13 protein-coding genes are annotated in these 19,196 nt (G+C 60.6%); 10 read left to right on the forward strand and 3 right to left on the reverse strand.

Annotated elements, in window-relative coordinates:
• Window positions 1-434: 434 nt before the first annotated feature.
• Window positions 435-2,090, forward strand: coding sequence for a hypothetical protein (locus CMG77_RS12345; protein WP_502691903.1), 1,656 nt, complete (start codon window positions 435-437; stop codon window positions 2,088-2,090).
• Window positions 2,091-2,212: 122 nt separating this feature from the next.
• Window positions 2,213-3,055: a 6-carboxytetrahydropterin synthase gene (locus CMG77_RS12350; protein ID WP_286904767.1), complete on the forward strand. Its 843-nt coding sequence runs from the start codon at window positions 2,213-2,215 to the stop codon at window positions 3,053-3,055.
• Between the two features lie 3 nt (window positions 3,056-3,058).
• Here CMG77_RS12350 and lpxL read toward each other — a convergent pair whose 3' ends face one another.
• The 3 genes from lpxL to fabV all read right to left on the reverse strand — a co-directional run bounded on the left by lpxL (window position 3,059) and on the right by fabV (window position 6,206).
• Window positions 3,059-3,976 carry an LpxL/LpxP family Kdo(2)-lipid IV(A) lauroyl/palmitoleoyl acyltransferase gene (gene lpxL / locus CMG77_RS12355; RefSeq protein ID WP_286904672.1) on the reverse strand — a complete coding sequence of 306 codons (918 nt, stop codon included), beginning with the start codon at window positions 3,974-3,976 and terminating at the stop codon, window positions 3,059-3,061.
• A 17-nt stretch (window positions 3,977-3,993) separates the two neighbouring features.
• Entirely contained in the window at window positions 3,994-4,905 is a 912-nt protein-coding gene (gene yihG / locus CMG77_RS12360) for a 1-acylglycerol-3-phosphate O-acyltransferase, YihG family (RefSeq protein ID WP_286904674.1), read from the reverse strand.
• Between the two features lie 116 nt (window positions 4,906-5,021).
• Window positions 5,022-6,206 (reverse strand): enoyl-ACP reductase FabV, encoded by a 1,185-nt coding sequence (fabV, locus tag CMG77_RS12365; protein ID WP_286904676.1) that lies wholly within the window; start codon window positions 6,204-6,206, stop codon window positions 5,022-5,024.
• Between the two features lie 380 nt (window positions 6,207-6,586).
• Here fabV and CMG77_RS12370 point away from each other — a divergent pair, with 380 nt between their 5' ends.
• From CMG77_RS12370 to CMG77_RS12405, 8 genes are all read left to right on the forward strand, one after another.
• Window positions 6,587-6,994: an MAPEG family protein gene (locus tag CMG77_RS12370; RefSeq protein ID WP_286805127.1), complete on the forward strand. Its 408-nt coding sequence runs from the start codon at window positions 6,587-6,589 to the stop codon at window positions 6,992-6,994.
• Between the two features lie 454 nt (window positions 6,995-7,448).
• Window positions 7,449-10,496, forward strand: coding sequence for a D-2-hydroxyglutarate dehydrogenase YdiJ (ydiJ, locus tag CMG77_RS12375; RefSeq protein WP_286805125.1), 3,048 nt, complete (start codon window positions 7,449-7,451; stop codon window positions 10,494-10,496).
• A 355-nt stretch (window positions 10,497-10,851) separates the two neighbouring features.
• Window positions 10,852-11,850, forward strand: a complete 999-nt coding sequence (locus tag CMG77_RS12380) for an LLM class flavin-dependent oxidoreductase (RefSeq protein WP_286904678.1) — start codon at window positions 10,852-10,854, stop codon at window positions 11,848-11,850.
• 238 nt (window positions 11,851-12,088) lie between these two features.
• Entirely contained in the window at window positions 12,089-13,195 is a 1,107-nt protein-coding gene (locus CMG77_RS12385; RefSeq protein WP_286904680.1) for a phosphoribosylaminoimidazolesuccinocarboxamide synthase, read from the forward strand.
• 1,544 nt (window positions 13,196-14,739) lie between these two features.
• Window positions 14,740-16,029, forward strand: a complete 1,290-nt coding sequence (locus CMG77_RS16230) for a DUF349 domain-containing protein (protein ID WP_502691904.1) — start codon at window positions 14,740-14,742, stop codon at window positions 16,027-16,029.
• A 41-nt stretch (window positions 16,030-16,070) separates the two neighbouring features.
• Window positions 16,071-17,135 carry a DUF5924 family protein gene (locus CMG77_RS12395; RefSeq protein WP_123636924.1) on the forward strand — a complete coding sequence of 355 codons (1,065 nt, stop codon included), beginning with the start codon at window positions 16,071-16,073 and terminating at the stop codon, window positions 17,133-17,135.
• Window positions 17,136-17,199: 64 nt separating this feature from the next.
• A complete protein-coding gene (locus tag CMG77_RS12400; protein ID WP_024459621.1) occupies window positions 17,200-17,472 on the forward strand; it encodes a DUF4212 domain-containing protein in 273 nt (90 codons plus the stop codon).
• Between the two features lie 3 nt (window positions 17,473-17,475).
• The gene (locus CMG77_RS12405) at window positions 17,476-19,191 is read left to right on the forward strand and encodes a sodium:solute symporter family protein (RefSeq protein ID WP_286904683.1); all 1,716 of its coding nucleotides are present in this window, start codon (window positions 17,476-17,478) and stop codon (window positions 19,189-19,191) included.
• Window positions 19,192-19,196: the final 5 nt, after the last annotated feature.

Below are 19,196 nucleotides of genomic sequence, written 5' to 3' on the forward strand. Positions count from 1 at the left end.
CCCGCTTCGGCCTGCCCCTGCTGCTCGCCCTGACTCTGGGCGCCTGTGGCAGTGACAGCGACAATAACCAGAACACCTCATCCAGCTCCAGCTCAAGCTCCAGCAGCTTCAGCGGGGGTATTGATAACGCGGGCAATACCGGAGGCGTAAGCGACGCCGAGTGGCCGGAAATCAATGTCGAATCAGTAGAGCCCAAGGAGATCCGTTTTTCCTGGACCGCCGTTGAAGGTGCTGAGTATTACCAGCTGCAGAAGAAACCAGGCGACGGCAGTGGCTACGAGGTGGTAGCTGACAACCTGACCGAAACAGAGGCCAGCGACACCGTCGCGGTGCACCAGCATGACTGGCACAACGCCCTTTATACCGTCACCGCCTGTTTGAACGCCGACTGCTCCGAATACGACGATTCCAACGAGCAACTGACCCTGAACGTCATGCTCGACACCATCGGCTTTGTCAAAGCCGACAGCAACGAAGCCGCCGACTGGTTTGGCTGGGCGGTCGCCCTCTCGGCCGATGGCCAGACCCTGGCGGTCAGCGCGCCCCGCGAAGCCAGTCAGGCACGGGGCGTCAACGGTGATGCCTCCGACAACTCCGTATTCGGTGCCGGCGCCGTTTACGTGTTCCGCCTGGTGGACGGCCTGTGGCAGCAGGAGGCCTATCTGAAAGCCTCCAACACTGAAGCGCCCAGCGAAAACGACGACGGTGACAATACCACCCGATACAACGACCGCTTCGGCTTCGCCCTGTCCCTGTCGGACGGCGGCGATGTGCTCGCGGTCAGTGCGACCCTGGAAGACAGCGACGGAACCGGCGTGAATCCGGAACAGGACAATAATGGCGCCCCCGGAACCGGCGCGGTGTATGTCTTCAAACGCGGGGAGGAAGGCTGGGCGCAGGACGCCTTTCTCAAGGCCTCCAATGCCGAACCCCCGGAAGAAGAGGAAGAAGAAACCGACGAGACGGCCGAAGACGATGGCACCGATGACCCGGCAGCGGACGACGAAACAGAAGACGGCGAAGNCACCATCCCGACCAACGTCAACGACCGTTTTGGCCACCGCGTCGCCCTCTCCGGTGACGGCCAGACGCTGGNGGTCAGCGCCCTGTTCGAATCGAGCGACGCCACTGGCATCAACGGCGACGAGAACAACAATGATGCACCCAACGCCGGTGCCGTCTATGTATTCACCGACTCGGACAGCGGCTGGGCACAGCAGGCCTATGTAAAGGCCTCGAACACCTTCTCTGCCATCACCGCGACCGGCACTCCGCTGTACCACCTGTTTGGCAGCAGCCTGGCCATCTCCACCGACGGCAATACCCTGGCGGTGGGCGCGACCGGTGACGCCAGTCGCTCCACCGGGATCAACGGTGAGGACGACAACCGNACCATCATTAACGCCGGCGCGGTCTACTTGTTCGTTCGCNACGATAATAACTGGTCACAGTCGACCTATATCAAGCCAAGCCACACCTACACCGAGCAGGAACTGACCGGCTACGCTCAAAGTTTCGGAGCCAGTGTTGCCTTATCCGGCGACGGTACCCGCCTGGCAGTGGGCAGCACCGGTGACCTGACGGCCGAGCCCGGGATCAACTCCAGTCCGGACAATTACGACCTTGAGGACGTCACCACAGTCGCCACCAACAGTGGTGCGGTCTACCTGTTCCGCCAAGTGGATGGTGAGTGGGAACAGACCTCATTCCTGAAGGCCTCCAACAACCTTCAGGGGCTGCGCTTCGGCGAAACACTGGCCTTNGCCCGCAACGGGCGTCATCTGGTGGTAGGCAGCACGCGCGAGCCCAGCGCCGAGACCGGTATNGACGGNGTCAGTGATGACAACTCGGCCCCTCGTGCCGGTGGTGCNTACNTCTTNTCAATCATTGACGGTCGCTGGCGCGAAGCCTCTTACATCAAGGCCGCCAACACCGAAGCGCGGGACGGTTTCGCCATTGGCCTGGCGCTGTCGGCCGAAGGCGACACCCTTGCCATCGGCGCCTACCGCGAAGACAGCGATGCCCAGGGCATCAACGGCGACCGGGACAACAACGAAGGCACCGATTCCGGCGCGGTTTACCTCTACTGACACCTTTGCTCCCTGGGCCTGCCGAGTGGCCCCGGGAGCTCCCCCCTCCCCTCAAGCCTGCACAGCTCCCCCTCCAACTGGTATCATGGCGACATCGTTCATTACCCATGGCCCCAGAACTTATGCTGCTTTTTGTCGACAACCTCGCCACCGTGGATTTCAGCTTTCTCGATGCCCGCCGCGGCCTGCTGGGTGAAACCTGGCTGGCTGATGTGCAACTGGAGGGCGCATTGGATGAACAGGGTATGGTCTGTGATTTCAGTACGGTCAAGAAGACGCTGAAAGCGTGGCTGGACAACGAGCTTGATCACCGCCTTCTGGTGCCCCGCCACTCCCACCAACTGGAGCTTGAAGACGAAGGCGACGTTCTGTCNCTGCGCTGGCACTTNGGNGACCGCAGCGAGACGATTGATCTTCGCTGCCCCAAAGAGGCGGTGGCGCTGGTGGATGCCGAGGAGCTGACCCGTGAAAGCGTCGCCGAGTGGTGCATTCAACGCCTTAACGAAGAGCAGCTGTTCCCCGAAGGCACGCGCCTGCACCTGAGCTTTTCCACCGAATACATTGAGAGTGTGTTTTATCACTATAGCCACGGCCTGAAGAAGCACGATGGCAATTGTCAGCGAATCGCCCACGGTCACCGTTCGAAGATTGCAATCTGGGCGGACGATATTCCCTCTCCGGCCCTNGAGGGNGAGTGGGCNAGTCGGTTCCGNGATATTTATCTNGCGACGCGTGAGGANNTGGTGGCGGAGGAAGGGGATTATTTCCGCTTTGCCTATACGGCGCCCCAGGGGGATTTTGAGATTACCCTGCCCCAGCGTTGTTGTTACCTNATGGACACGGATACTACGGTGGAGTTGATTGCCGACCACATCGCCAAAACCACCAAGTCCGAGTACCCGACCAGTACCATTCGTGTGCAGGCCTATGAAGGTATGAATAAAGGTGCAATCGCCGAGGCGTAAACCTCAATACACCGATGNTTCACCTTCAGGACGGGTTTTGAAGCGTGGCTGTGCCCAAAAATATTGATGTGGGCACTCTTCGATGGCTTCTTCCATGTAGCGGTTGACCCGCACTGTGTCGGCATAGTCGTCGCCGCTGGGGAAATCTNCCANTGCCGGCCGGATGACCAGTTCGTAACCGCGCCCGCCGGGTAGGCGGTACTGGGTAAACGGAATCACCCGTCCCTTGCCCATGCTGACCAGTTTGCCTGTGGCACTGACGGTGGCGGCCTGCACGCCGAAGAAGGGGGCGAAGAGGCTGTTTTTTGAGCCCAGATCCCGGTCCGGGGCGTACCAGATGAAGCGGCCTTTGCGCAGGCGGCTGATCATGGCGCGTACGTTGTCGCGGGGGATGGTCATGGCGCCGGGGGAGTAGGCGCTGCGGCGTTTCATTTGCAGGTAGTCGTACACCGGGTTGCTGTGGGGCCGGTACATGCCGTCGAAGTTGACCACCTGACCCAACATGGCGCTGCCAATGTCCAGGGTCGTCATGTGCAGGCTGAGCAGCAGCGCGCCCTGCCCCGCCTCTTCAGCGGCTTTCAGATGTTCCAGGCCGGTGACGGTAAACAGTCGGCGCAGTCGCCAGCCCGGCCAGAACCAGGCGATGCCGGTTTCGAACACGGTCATGGCGGTGGAGGTGAGGTTCTGTTTCAGCAGGCGCTCGCGTTCGACCTCTGACAGATTCGGAAAACAGAGCTCAATATTGCGTCGGGCAAAGTTCAGCCGTTTTTTATTCAGCCTCAGCAAAGGCGCCAGCGCTTTGGCCAGCCACCACTGCAACCGGTAAGGCAGTTGGGCGATCAGAAACCATAGCCCGGCACCCAACCAGGAGGGCCAGTGACGGGGGGCNAGCAGTTGTTTGGGGAAGGATGTTTCAGCCATAGGCTATCGTNTTTACCTCANTGCGTATCGGCNGCGTTCTGGGCCATGGCCTCCAGNCGGGCGTCTTTTTCCTGCCANAGNTCGTTGACGCGGGCCTGAAACCGGGCTCGAAACGCCTCATCGTTCGGATAGTCGCCCACCATGTCGTTGGTGATGGGGCGCTGCTGGATGTGCATGTCCACCCGGCGNACTCGCCCACAGGCGTATTCCCAGAACGTGGGGCGGCCGTGGGGGTAGTAAAGGGTCACATCCAGCATCTGTCGAAGCTGNCCGTTCATGGCNGACAGGGTGAAGGCCAGGCCACCGGCTTTGGGCTTGAGCAGGTGCCTGAACTCCGGCGNGCCGTCGTCGCNGGCTTGCGCCNGCTGCTTGGCNGGNGTAAAGCGGGTGCCTTCCAGAAAGTTGATGATGGTGACCGGGCTGTGTTGNTACATTTCGCAGGCCCGGCGGGTACGCTCCAGGTCATCGTTGNCCAGCGCCGGATTGCGGGNGATGTCTTTTTTGCTNCGCCNGCGCATCACCGGAAAGTCCATCGCCCACAGTGCCTGCCCGAGCAGGGGCACCCAGAGAAGCTCGCGCTTGAAGAANAATTTCACGTAGGGNATNCGNCCGTTCAANACNCGNACCAGGATCATGATATCGACCCAGGACTGNTGGTTGGCAATCAGCATGTACCACTCGTTGCGACTGAGTTGGTCGATATCTCCGCTGACGCGNATGTCGGTGCGGGTCAACAGCTTTTGATGCCAGCCATTNAGCGTAATCCAGCCGCTCGCCAGTTTGTCGAGCACGGCATTACAGGGGCGTCGCAGAGCGGGNATGATCAGTTTGACCAGCGCCACGGGCATGATCAACAGGAACACGCCCGCGATGGTGATCACGTACAGCGACAGGCTGAGGANGCCCACGAGGGGNTAGATTATTGGCATACAAGCTCTCACGTAGGTCGGATTAGCGCAAAGCGCGTAATCCGACACAGAGGTGCCGCATGNCACNNGNNGNTCGGGGCTTTAACTCAACGGCACCGTCACACATCGTTGAACGCTTANAACGGCGCCTTCACCAACGGACTGACATCCGCCTCGTAGTCCACACCGTCGACGCCAAAGCCGAACAANTTCAGGAANCCTTCGTTGTAGCCCTTGTAGTCGGTCAGTTCAAANAGGTTNTCNTCGGTCACTTGCGGCCAGATTTCTTCCACCTTGGCCTGTACTTTGGNGTCCANCTCCAACTCGTCTACGCGGAAACGGTCTTCGTCGTCGAGACGCGGGTTGGCGCTNTACAGGCATTCCACGAACAGNCGCTGCAGNTGGTGAATGCAGTCTTCATGGGTGCCCTGCTCTTTCATNACTTTGAACAGGATGGACATGTACAACGGCATCACNGGAATGGCGGAGCTGGCCTGGGTGACCACNGCNTTGAGTACCGCGACGTGGGCCGTGCCGTTGAGGTCATCCAGTTTCTGGTCGATGGCCAGGGAGGCGCGATCCAGGTCTTCTTTGGCCTTGCCGATGGTGGCCTTGCCGTAGATCGGCCAGGTCAGCTTGTCGCCCAGGTAGGTGTAGGCGGTGGTCTGGCAGTTCTGCTCCAGCACGTCGGCGTCTTTCAGGGCGTCGATCCACAGTTCCCAGTCTTCGCCGCCCATCACTTTGACGGTGTTGGCAATTTCTTCGTCGTTGGCCGGCTCGACGGTGGTNTCGGTGATTTTCAGGGTATCGGTGTTCAGGCCNTTGGAGGTGTAGGCCTGACCAATNGGCTTGAGCACGGAGGTGTAGGTTTCACCGGTCTTGGGGTCGGTGCGTCGGGGCGAGGCCAGGCTGTAGACCACCAGGTCGATTTTGCCCAGGTCTTTTTTGATCTGCTCGATGGTCTGGGCCTTGATCTCGTCGGAGAAGGCGTCCCCATTGATGGTGTGGGCGTAGAGGCCATCNGCTTCGGCNAATTCGTGGAAGGCGGCGGTGTTGTAGTAGCCGGCGGAGGCGGTACGCTTCTCGGTGGGCGGTTTTTCGAAGCAGACCCCGAGGGTTTTGGCGCCAGAGCCGTAGGCGGCGGTGATGCGTGAGGCCAGGCCATAGCCGGTGGAGCAGCCGATGACCAGTACGTTTTTCGGGCCACCGTTGATGGGCCCCTGGGCCTTGGTGTAGTCGATCTGCTCGCGCACGTTGGCGGCNCAGCCCTGTGGGTGGGCGTTGGTGCAGATGAATCCGCGTACTTTTGGCTTGATAATCATGTAAAGTCCTACTCTTGTCTGGTCTGTTTGGTCGCTGCCCTGACCGTCGTTACGTGCTGTCAACGGCCGTTCAACCGCCCCAGTACTCAGATTCGGGGCGAAAAACGGGCATTGTACCAGCAGATGGGCTTTTTCGGCGAAATCTGTGGTTTTTGGAGATACTTCCAAGGTGCCACTAAGAGGGCCCGGCCCCGGCATCGGGTGGGTTCTTCTCAAAACGCGATAAATACGGTCCCTGTAGCTCCCTCTCTTCATCCCTGAAGAGAGGGTTTGAGAAGAACCCACCCGATGCCGCGACCTCTGAGGTAAACGGAACCCAATAGCTACTAGCGAAGCTTGGCTCAATATCCGGGACTCTGCCTCATTTAAAAGGAGAAATCATGCTGAAACCCATGCTCGCCCTGATGTTCTGGACGCTCTGCGTCGCTCTCTATTTGCTGACCCTGCGGATCTTGGCGGTGCGTAAGGGCACGGTGTCGATCGGCTATTTTCGGCTTTATCCGCCGGATCAGGCCGCTCCGGCACGGGCGCTGGCGGCGGCGCGTCATTATGACAACCTGTTTCAGGTGCCGATCCTGTTCTACCTCGCCTGTGTCACCAGTCTGGCCATGGGGCTCAATGGTCCGGCGGCGCTGGCCTGGGGGTTTGTGGCGCTGCGGGTGGTGCACGGTCTCATCCATATGGGCTACAACAACGTAATGCATAGGTTCATAGCATTTATGGCGAGCAACCTGTTGTTGGTGGCCATTTGGGTGGTGATTGCGTTGCAGCTGGGGAGTCGGGTTTAGCAGCGGATAAGTTGTTGGCGGCAAATCCTGACAACAGGCCCAAACTGGCATAACGTCCGGACCGTGAAGGGGATCTTCTTTCAAGACACGCCGTAAACCCATCCCTGGGGGCTCGAATCGCGGGTCCCCCGCTCCACGGTCTTGAAAGAAGATCCCCTTCACGGCCCTCAGCATCACAAACAACCTCGGGCGTTCGCCGGCAATTTAACCGTTAGGTGCTATTTCCCTGAACGAGAAGTTGGCACTGCGGAGGCTGGGTATACCCTCACGAGACCGTCACCCGCCTGGACGGCGGGTGACGAGCCTACATGGATGTATTTACGGCGTGTCTCACACCGGTATACCCAGCCGGAGCATCACATGCGAAGCGCCTGTAATAGGAGACACACATTGGAGAAACCCACCCCAAACCCGTAGAATATTGCACCCACTGTCGAGAGCTGTAACGACCCAGATGATACCGAGCATACGCCACACCTCCCCCGTCCAGAGCCGCTACCTCGCGTTTATTGAGGCCCTGCGCCAATCCGACTTTCAGGGCGATCTGAACCCGGACTACGCCAACCGCACCGTGCTGGCGACCGACAACTCCATCTACCAGGTCCTGCCCCAGGGCGTCATCTACCCCAAAAACGTGGACGACCTGGTGATCCTGGCCCGGCTCAGCGACCAGCCCGATTATCAGGACATCGTCTTGAGCCCCCGCGGCGGCGGCACCGGCACCAATGGCCAGTCCCTCACCGACGGACTGGTGGTGGACACCTCCAAATACATGAACCAGATCCTCGAAATCAACGTCGAGGAGCGCTGGGCGCGGGTCCAATGCGGCGTGGTGAAAGACCAGTTGAACGCGGCCCTCAAGCCCCACGGACTGTTCTTCGCCCCGGATCTGTCCACCAGCAACCGGGCCACCATCGGCGGCATGATCAACACCGACGCCTCCGGCCAGGGCTCCTGCCGCTACGGCAAAACCCGGGACCACGTGCTGGAGCTGCGCACCGTATTGCTCGACGGCAGCGACTGGACCTCCCGCCCCATGGACGACGCCGAGCTGACCGAGGTCAGCCAGCGCGAGGATCGCGTGGGCGAGGTACACAAGGCACTCAATCAGATTCACACCGACCACGCCGAGCTGATCGACGCCAAATTTCCCAAGCTCAATCGCTGCCTGACCGGCTACGATTTTGCCCATGTGCGCACACCCGAAGGTCGCTTTGATCTGAACAGCGTGCTGTGCGGCAGCGAAGGCACCCTGGGCTTTATCGCCGAGGCCAAGCTCAACCTGCTGCCCATCCCCAAGGTCTCCGCGTTGGTGAATGTTAACTACCGGGACTTTAACGCGGCGCTGCGCGATGCCACCGAGCTGATGAAAGCCGAACCCACCGCCATCGAAACCGTGGACTCGAAGGTGCTCAATCTGGCGATGAACGACATCGTCTGGCACAGCGTGTCCGAGTTCTTTCCGCCAGCGGAGAGCGGCGAGCCGATTCAGGGCATCAACCTGGTGGAGTACACCGCCGACAGCGAGGAAGAACTGGAAGCCGCGGTCAAAGCGCTGACCGATCAACTGGATGCCGACACCGATGTCAGTAAAGGCCGCTTGGGTTACAGCCTCGCATGGGGTTCGGCGTCGGTCGCAAAAATCTGGGCCATGCGCAAAAAATCCGTGGGCCTGTTGGGCAATGCCGAAGGTGAAGCCCGTCCCATTCCCTTCGTGGAAGATACCGCTGTGCCGCCGGAAAACCTGGCCGACTTCATCATGGAGTTCCGTCAGGTACTGGATGAGCGAGGCATGACCTACGGCATGTTCGGCCATGTGGACGCGGGAGTACTCCACGTGCGCCCCGCCATCGACATGAAAGATCCGGAACAGGAAGCCCTGATCCGCCCGATCACCGACCAAGTGGTTGAGCTGGTCAAAAAATACAAAGGCCTGCTCTGGGGCGAACACGGCAAGGGCGTGCGCGCCGAATACGCGCCGGAATTTTTCGGCGAACTCTACCCGCAGTTGCAACGACTGAAAGCCGCCTTCGATCCGCGCAATCAGTTGAATCCGGGCAAAATTGCCACGCCCGCGCCGGAGTTGGAACTGCTCAAAATTGACGGCGTCACCACCCGCGGTCAGCAGGACCGGAAAATTCCGGTGCAGGTCTGGGAAGGTTACAGCGAGGGCATGCACTGCAACGGCAATGGTCAGTGCCACAACTGGAACCCCAACGACGCCATGTGCCCCTCCTGGAAAGGCACGCGCCTGCGCACCCACACCCCCAAAGGTCGGGCCTCATTGGTGCGCGAGTGGCTCAAGCAGTTGAGCGAGCGGGACGTGAACGCGATCGAGGAATCCGAAGCGACGCGCCAGCAGTCGTTCCTGTTGAACCTGCCGACGCGCATCAAAAACACCATTGGCAAAAAGCGCGGCGAATACGACTTTTCCCACGAAGTCCACGAGTCCATGATGGGCTGTCTGGCCTGTAAGTCCTGCACCGGTCAGTGCCCCATCAAGGTGGACGTACCCAGCTTCCGCAGCAAGTTTCTGGAGCTGTATTACGGTCGCTACCTGCGCCCATTGAAAGATTATTTTATCGGCGGGCTGGAATTTATGGTGCCCACCTTGTCCAAAGTGCCCTGGCTGTACAACGGCCTGATGAAGCCCCGGTTTATGCAGGCCCTCATGGCCAAAGTGGCCGGCATGGTGGACAGCCCGCTGCTTACCGGCGTCTCCCTGGACAACGAACTGCAGACACGCAAAATCCGTTACGCCAGCGCCCAGAATATTGCGGCGCTCACTCAAGAGCAGCGGGATAAAGCGGTAATTCTGGTGCAGGACGCCTTCACCAGCTATTTTGAAACCCAGTTGGTATTGGACAGCCTCGACCTGCTGACCAAGCTGGGCTTCACGCCGCTGGTGGCTCCTTTCAAACCCAACGGCAAACCACTCCACGTCCACGGTTTCCTCGGCCCCTTCGCCAAGGCGGCGGTGAAAAACGCCGAGCACCTGAACGATCTCGCCCGCAGTGGTATTCCTCTGGTGGGACTGGAGCCGTCCATGACCCTCGCTTATCGCAGCGAGTACCAGAAGGTGTTGGGCAAAGAGGCGCCTGAGGTGGCCCTGTTGCAGGAGTGGCTGGCAGAGCAGAAAGCGCAGCTCGAAACGCGCGCGGATTTGTTGCAGCCGGGGGATTATTCCCTGTTGGCCCACTGCACGGAAAAAACCAACGCGGCCGGATCGATCAAGGATTGGCAGGCAGTGTTCGGTGCCTTGGGGCAGACACTGACGGTAATCGACACGGGTTGCTGCGGCATGGCGGGCACTTACGGGCACGAGGCCAGTAACGTTGAAACGTCGAAGAGAATTTACGGTCTATCATGGGCAGAGGTCTTGGCAAATCCGGAACACGAGGGAAAACTGACTGCCACCGGTTACTCCTGCCGTTCTCAGGTGAAACGCATTGACGATGTGGCCATTCCTCATCCTGTGCAGGTGTTGTTGGCGCAGATGTGAAGTAGAAGGTGCATAACGCCCGGCCCAAGGAGGGGAAAGCCTTTCAAGACACGCCGTTAACCCATCCCTGGGGGCTCGGATCGCGGGTCCCCCGCTCTACGGTCTTGAAAGGCTTTCCCCTCCTCGGGCCTCAGTGCCAGTACTAGCTTGGGCGCTATTTCCCGAAACGATACGCTTGCACCGCGGAGGCTGGGTATACCCTTCCGAGACCGTCACCCGCCTGGATGGCGGGTGATGAGCCTACAAGGATGTATTCACGGCGTGTCTCGGAAGGGTATACCCAGCCGCAGCCCCTCACCGCGAAGCTCCCTTTCTACACATCACAGAACATCACGACAAAACTGGAGACCGATGTATGCTGCTCCAAGAAAAGACATTCTCGCTACTCGAACTCGCTTCGGTCAGAGAAGACGGCTCCATCACGGAAACACTGCGGGACACGCTTCGCTACGCCCAAAAAGCGGACCAACTCGGCTTCGAACGCTTCTGGCTGGCCGAACACCACAACATGGAAGGCATCGCCAGCTCCGCGACCTCCGTGTTGATCGGCCACATCGCCGGGGGCACTGAACGCATCAAGGTCGGCTCCGGCGGCATCATGCTGCCCAACCACCCGCCGCTGGTAATCGCCGAACAATTTGGCACCCTCGCCAGCCTCTACCCGGGGCGCATTGAACTGGGTCTGGGCCGCGCGCCCGGCACCGACGCCATCACCATGCGAGCGCTGCGCCGGGATATGCGTTCCGCCGACGACTTCCCACAGGACGTCGGGTTACTACAGCAACTGCTCGCGCCCCTGAAACCCGGCCAGAAACTCAAAGCCATTCCCGGCGCCGGCACCGAAGTGCCCATCTGGCTGCTGGGNTCCAGTCTGTTCAGCGCACAGCTTGCCGCGCAGAAAGGCCTNCCCTACGCCTTCGCCGGCCACTTCGCNCCGCGCCTGGTCCGTGAAGCCCTGCATGTCTACCGGGAAAATTTTCAGCCTTCCGANGTATTGGACAAACCTTACGCCATTCTGGGGATTCCACTGATTGCGGCGGACACCGATGCCGANGCGCGTTACCTGGCNACNACCAGCCATCAGCGNATTCTGGCCCTGCTGCGCGGNCAGCCGCTGTGGTTNAAGCCNCCNGTNGANGANATGACACCNCTGTGGTCGCCCGAGGAAGAGGCCGCCGTAAAAGACTTTCTCGGCCTGGCGGTGGTCGGTGGCCCCGANACCGTGCGGGANGGTCTGGAAGCTCTGTGCCGGGAGCTGCCCNTTGATGAGTTTATGTTCACCATTGATNTGTACGACCCGGCNGCGCGGGTTCACGCGTTGGATCTTTTGGCCAATATTCGAAACGTTGAGTGACGGTTACGGCGGATGCGCCTTCGGCTTATCCGCCCTACGNNNANTNCNGNANTNNNCGTAGGGCGGATCGGTCCGACGCCTCGGAGCCGAAGGCGCATCCGCCGTCACCACCATNCCCAAGGCCACCTGCCTATACCCCGTAAATCTGCTATCATCCNGCGTTTGGCGCGGCCCGGCGCCCTGGACTATTTCAGCGCACGCAGCCTGACGTGTGCGGCGGACTTTCGGATCTTCGACTATGCGGCTTGCGGACTCAGTACTGGCAGTAAATAACGACCTNCCCATCCGGACCGACCGGCCCGTGCACAGCGGCAAGGTCCGCTCGGTTTACTGGCTGACCACCGCCGACAGCGAGCGCCTGATCCGGGAAAAAGGCTACCCCGTCGCCCCGGACACCCCCCTGGCGATCATGGTCATCAGCGACCGGATTTCTGCCTTCGAATGCCTCTGGAAAGGCGAAGGCGGCATGAACGGCGTACCCGGCAAGGGCGCGGCGCTGAACGCCATTTCCAATCACTGGTTCCAGCGCTTTCGCGAAGAGGGGCTGGCCGACAGCCACATTCTGGATATTCCCCACCCTCTGGTNTGGATTGTGCAGAAAGCCCAACCGGTGATGATCGAGGCCATCTGCCGCCAGTACATCACCGGCTCCATGTGGCGCGCCTACGCCAAGGGTGAGCGCACCTTCTGCGGTATCACTCTGCCCGACGGGCTGGAGCGGGACCAGAAACTGCCCGAGCTGCTGATCACCCCCTCCACCAAAGGCATTCTCAANGGTCTGGATGGTGTGCCGGAGGCGGATGACGTCAACATCAGCCGCGCCGATCTGGAGCGGCACTATCAGGCCTTCAACTTCCGCTCACCCAGCGATATCGACGCCTACGAGCGCTTGCTCAAAGAGGGCTTTGGGGTAATCAGCGACGATCTGGCCAAGATCGACCAGATTTTCGTCGACACCAAGTTCGAGTTTGGCTATGTCCGCAATGCCGAGGGTCAGGAAAAGCTGATCTATATGGACGAAGTCGGTACGCCGGACTCATCCCGTATCTGGGACGGCGCCCAATACCGGGAGGGCAAAGTTGTCGAGCAGTCCAAAGAAGCCTTCCGGCAGGAGTTGCTACACTACTTTGATGACCCGGATGTGCTGCTGGATAAAAGCCGTATGGACGAACGCACCGCGCTGGCCGAACAGACCGAACTGCCCCGGNAGGTGATGATGCGCGTGTCCGATACCTATGTGGGTATTGNGGAGAAAATCATTGGCCGCCCGCTGGCGCTGTCGGATAACCCGCGGGCGGAGATTATCGACACCCTGCGCAGCCAGTACGGGTTGATTCAGGACTGACGACACGCCCGACGGCGTACAATAACCAAGAACTTCCCAGACGAGCCTGTACTCTTATGTCACCACTGAAGCGACTATTTGGTTCCCGTAACAAGCAACCTTCTCTGGACGAGCAGATCAAGGCGCTGGAAGACCGCCCCGAGTCGGAGTTGCTGGCGCTGGTACAGAGCGACACCCAGGAAGCGCTGCGCGAGGCGGCCCTGAACCACCTGAGCTACAACCAGACCCTGCTCAACCTCTCGCTCGGTGATGGCAATGGCCGCCTTCAGCAGGCCGCGCGCAAGCGCATCGGCCAATTACTGGAAGAAGAGCACCTGAGTCTGGAAGAACTGTCCAAAGCGGTGTCCGATGAAGCCCAGTTACTGGCCCTGAGCAGCTACTCGTCCCGGGCCGGCCAGGCAGTACTCGAACAGATCAACGAGCCCGAACTGCTGCTGGAGCTGGCGGTGAACGGGGCCAGCATCCAGATCCGTCGGGCGGCGGCCGAGAAAATCACCACCCGCCCGGAGCTGGAAAAACTGCACAAAGCCGCCCAGGGTCGGGACAAAACCGTATACAAGCTCGCCAAACAGCGTCTGGAGGCCTTCAAGGCGGAGGACGCCCGGCGTGCCGAGGCCGAAGCCCACGCGCTGGTGATCTGTGAGAAACTCGAGCAACTGCTGCGCAGCGAACAGGACCCGCTGTTCGACGCCAAGCTCGACAAGCTGCACCAGGACTGGACCGCCCTGCCCATTACCCCACCGCAGGAACTCGCCCAACGCTACCAGCAGGCACTGGATCAGTATCGCGACAAACAGACCGAACGGGCCGAGCTGGAGGCACAACTGGCGGCTCGGGAAGAAGCCGAGCAGGCCCGCCAGAGCGAGGCGCAAAACCGACTGACCGAGCTTCACACCCAACTCAAGCAGTTCGGTAGCGAACTGTACAGCGCTGACNGGGAGACACTGCTCGGTGACCAGTGGCCCGAACAGCTCAATAGCGCCGGCGAATCGCTGAAAGCCCTGGAAACCGATGCCTTACCCAAGCGCGAGCGCGAATCGTTGGAGCGCCAGATTCACCAGTTGAACGAGCTGTTGGCGCTTCTGCGCGAGCACGGCCCTCTGGAGCAGTGGACACCCCAACTGAATCAGCCGGAGCAGAGCGCGCAGGCCCGCAAGGTCCTCAAACAACTGGTGAAAACCGCCCGCCAGTGGCCGGAGAACGATCGCCCCGCCCCCGTTCAGGACGCGATAAACGCCCTGAATGCGCTGGAGCAACAGGAAAAGGCCAAAGAGCAATCCCAGCGCAAGCACATTCGTGAGGTCGAAGGCCTGGTGCGCCAGGGGCTGAGTGCCGCGCAGCGCGGCCAGGTACGGCGGGCGCGGGGTTTACATCGCGCCAGCCAGGAGAAGCGGGAAACCCTGGAGCACATTCCGGCCCACCTGGCGAGCAAGCTGGAAGAGCTGGATCAGGCGATTGAACGCCTGAGCGACTGGCATGAATTTGCGGTCACCCCCAAGAAAGAAGCACTCATTCGTTCCATGCAGGCCCTGGAACACAGCACCATGAACCCGGAAGAGCTGGCCCGCAAGATTCATCACCTCCAGGATGACTGGCGGGAAGTCAGCAAGGGCGTGCCCCATCACGACGAGGACCTGTGGCACCAGTTTCAGGAGGCCTCGCATCGCGCCTTCGAGCCCTGCAAGGAGTTCTTCGAAGCCCAGGCCAGAGAGCGCGAAGCCAACCAGGCCAAGCGGGAGGAATTGATCGAGCAGGTGCAGCTCTACCTGAACGGCTATCACTGGGACAGCCCAGTGTGGAAAGACGTCGAGCACACCCTCAAGCAGGCACGGCGCGAGTGGCGCGATGCCTGGCCGGTGCCGCGCCAGGCGGTCAAAGCCCAGGAAGAGCGGTTTGAGCCTCTGATGGATCAACTGCACGCCAAGCTGGGGGAAGCCTACGATGCGCACCGGGCTGAAAAAGAATTACTGGTACAACGGGCCGAGCAATTGCGCGAGCAGAGCGATCTGCATCAGGCCATTGAAGGCGCCAAAGACCTTCAGGTCCAGTGGAAACAGGTCGGCCAGTGCCGCCCCCGAGAAGATCAGGCCCTGTGGAAGCAGTTCCGCGAACACTGCGACGCCATTTTCGCCCGCCGCCAAGCCCAGTTTGAGGCGGCCGATCAGGCGCGCCAGGCCCAGGCCGAGGAAGCGGAGTCCCTGATCAAGGCACTCAAGACGCTGCAACAGCAACCACTGGATACCCCCGGGGCACAGCGGGCGCGGATCGATGAACTCAAGAGCCAGTTCCAGGCTCTGAAAGAGCTTCCCCGCCAGCAGGCGCAGCCCCTCAATGACGCCTTCTACCAGACGCTCAAAGCCCTGGATGAGCAGCACAAAAACGCTCGCCGCCAGGCTAAAGAACGCCAGCGCCAGCAGCTGTTCAACGCCGCCGAAGCGGTGCGCGCGCTTGAATTGGCCAGCCTTGAAGGCGGCGATACCACCGCAGCCCAGGAAGAGGCGAGCATCGCGCTGGAGGCCGTGGAGTACTGGCCCGGCGACAGCCAGGCCATTTTGAATCAACGCCTGGAACGGGCGGCCAGCCTGACATCCGCGGTCCAGACGGAGAACCTGGAGGCCCTGCGTCTGCTGTGTATCCGCAAGGAAATCGCGACCGGTCAGGAATCCCCCGAGTCCGACAAGGCGCGCCGAATGGCCTATCAGATGGAACAATTACAGCAGGGCCTGGGTCAACGGTCTGACACAGCGGAATCACTGCTGCTGGAATGGTTGACCCTGGGGGGTGTCCCCGATCCGGAATACACCCAACTGCTGACACGATTCCAGCCGCACTGATCTCCGTCTCACCCAGACGTTAGCGGTCCCATCGGATACTTATGGAACAACCCGGCGAAACACCCGCACAGACCATTGAACGCCCTGCCTGGTCTCGCCGGGCGCTGAACAGGCTGATTGCCACCTTCAAGCGCTACCCCAAAGTGCTGGCGCTGGCGGGTTTTCTGTTCGGCCTTGGCAGCTTCGTTCTGGTCGAGCGCAAACCCGCACTCGCCCAGGTGGTCGCGGTGTTGATGATGGCCAGCTGGCTCTGGCTGATGTTCGAGAACACCCTGCGGCGCAACGCGCTGCGCCTGCTGAAGCTGAAAGTCCCACGCCCCGCTCTGCACTTCATCACCCAGATGGTGCACCAGGAGAGTCTGTTTTTCGTCCTGCCGTTTTTCTTTTTCACGGTCACCTGGAACAGCGGGCAGACGCTGTTTATGGGGCTGCTGTGCGCCGCAGCGCTGGTCTCGGTCATTGACCCGCTCTATTACAACCATCTGGCCAAGCGACGCTGGCTGTTTCTCGGCTTTCACGCCCTGGCCTTGTTCGCGGTCATGCTCACCGCACTGCCGATCATCCTGCATCTGAGTACCGCCCAGAGCTACCCTCTGGCGCTCGGCATCGCCGTGCTGCTGGCCATTCCCAGTGTCATCAGTGCGCTGCCGCCCCGGCGCTGGTGGCGCAGCCTGGCCCTGATCGGGGTGGTTGCCGCCCTCGGCCTCGCGGGCTGGTACGGACGCCTCTGGGTGCCCCCGGCCACCCTCTGGCTGACTCAGGTGGCGGTGAGCACCGATATCGATATTCAGGACAAAGCACCGGGAAACCGCCTGACGCAACTGAGCGAAACCAAGCTACACCAGGAAGGGCTCTATGCCTACACGGCGATCCGCGCGCCGCGCGGGCTGAACGAGCGGATTTACCATGTCTGGCGCCTGAACGGCGAAATCGTCGACACCATTGCCCTGGATATTCAGGGCGGGCGCAAAGAGGGATACCGGGCCTGGACCCACAAGCAGCACTTCCCGAAACAGGCGGTGGGCCATTGGCAAGTCCAGGTGGTGACTGAAGCGCGCCAGATGATTGGCGTGCTGCGCTTTGAGGTTACCGATATCGGGAATTGACAGACCCCTTATTTTCCTTTTCACTTGAAGACTTACCGATAAGCATAATAACCGGAGTTCTACTATGGCTTTTGCGTCCAAGGAAGCCGCCAGAGAGTATTGGCGGGCGAATATCAAGTTGCTGGCGGTGCTGCTCAGCATCTGGTTCATTGTCTCGTTTGGTGCGGGCATCCTGCTGGTGGACTGGCTCAATCAATTTCGCATGGGTGGCTTCAAACTGGGCTTCTGGTTTGCCCAGCAGGGTTCCATCTACACCTTTCTGGTCCTGATTTTTGTCTACGTGTACAAGATGAATCAGCTGGACCGCCGCTTTGGTGTCCGGGAAGACGAGGAGTAGTTCATGGAAGCCCAAACGCTCATCTACCTGGTGGTTGGCGCCACCTTCGCGCTCTATATTGGCATCGCGGTCTGGTCCCGGGCCGGCAGCACTGGGGACTTCTACATTGCTGGCGGTGGCGTCCATCCCGTGGCTAATGGCATGGCCATGGCCGCCGACTGGATGTCCGCCGCATCCTTCATTTCCATGGCCGGCCTGATCGCCTTTCTCGGTTATGACGGTAGCGTCTACCTCATGGGCTGGACCGGCGGTTATGTGCTGCTCGCCTTATGCCTGGCCCCCTACCTGCGCAAATTTGGCAAGTTCACCGTGCCGGATTTCATTGGCGATCGCTACTACTCCCAGATGGCCCGCACCGTTGCCGTGGTGTGCGCCATTTTTGTGTCGTTCACCTATGTGGCCGGACAGATGCGCGGGGTCGGGGTGGTGTTCTCCCGCTTTCTGGAAGTGGATGTGACCACCGGCGTGCTGATCGGTATGGGCGTGGTGTTCTTTTACGCGGTGCTCGGCGGTATGAAGGGCATTACCTACACCCAGGTGGCCCAGTACTGCGTGATGATTTTTGCCTACACGGTACCGGCGATTTACATCAGCCTGATGATCACCGGCAACCCGATTCCACAGCTGGGCTTTGGCGATACCCTGGCCGACGGCTCGGGCACCCACCTGCTCGACAAGCTCGACGGGTTATCCCGGGAGCTCGGCTTTACCGCCTTCACCGAGGGGAAAAAGTCCACCATCGACATGTTCTGCATTACCGCCGCGCTGATGGTGGGCACGGCGGGCCTGCCCCACGTCATCGTGCGCTTTTTCACCGTCCCCAAAGTGCGCGACGCCCGCAAGAGCGCCGGCTGGGCCCTGCTGTTTATCGCCGTGCTCTACACCACCGCCCCGGCCGTGGGCGCCTTTGCACGCACCAACATGATCGAGACCATCAATGGCCCCGAGGGCCAGGGGGTAGCCCGGGAAAACATGCCCTCCTGGGTGGACACCTGGGAAACCACGGGGCTGATCCAGTGGCAGGATGAAAACGGCGATGGGCGGCTGTTTTACAGCAATGACAGCCGCAATGAAATGACCATCGACCCGGATATTCTGGTACTGGCCAACCCGGAAATCGCCGAGCTGCCCAACTGGGTGATCGCCCTGGTGGCCGCCGGTGGCCTGGCCGCCGCGCTGTCGACCGCCGCCGGGCTGTTACTGGTGATTTCCACCTCAATCTCCCACGATTTGCTCAAACGCAACCTCATGCCCCGGATCACCGAGAAGCAGGAGCTGATGGCGGCGCGCCTGGCCGCCGCCGGGGCAATCGGGGTGGCGGGCTACCTGGGCATCAATCCGCCGGGCTTTGTCGCCGAGGTGGTCGCCTTCGCCTTTGGCCTGGCGGCGGCGAGCTTCTTCCCGGCGATCATCATGGGGATTTTCTTCAAACCCATGAACCAGTGGGGCGCCGTCGCGGGCATGCTCACCGGGCTGGTGTTCACCGCCAGCTATATCCTGGTATTCAAGGGGGTATTCTTCGAACCCTTGCTGCCCAATACCGCCGAATACTGGCTGCTGGGTATCTCACCGGAGGGCATCGGGTTTGTCGGCATGCTGCTGAATCTGGCCGTGGCTCTGACCGTACGCCACTTTACCCCGGATGCGCCGCCGCATGTCCAGGATCTGGTGGAAAGCATCCGCTTCCCTCAGGGCTCAAGCGGCCCCAGCGCCCACTGACCCGC

Origin of the sequence: Marinimicrobium sp. (assembly GCF_002695945.1) — a bacterium.
Classification (GTDB): Bacteria; Pseudomonadota; Gammaproteobacteria; order Pseudomonadales; family Cellvibrionaceae; genus Marinimicrobium; species Marinimicrobium koreense.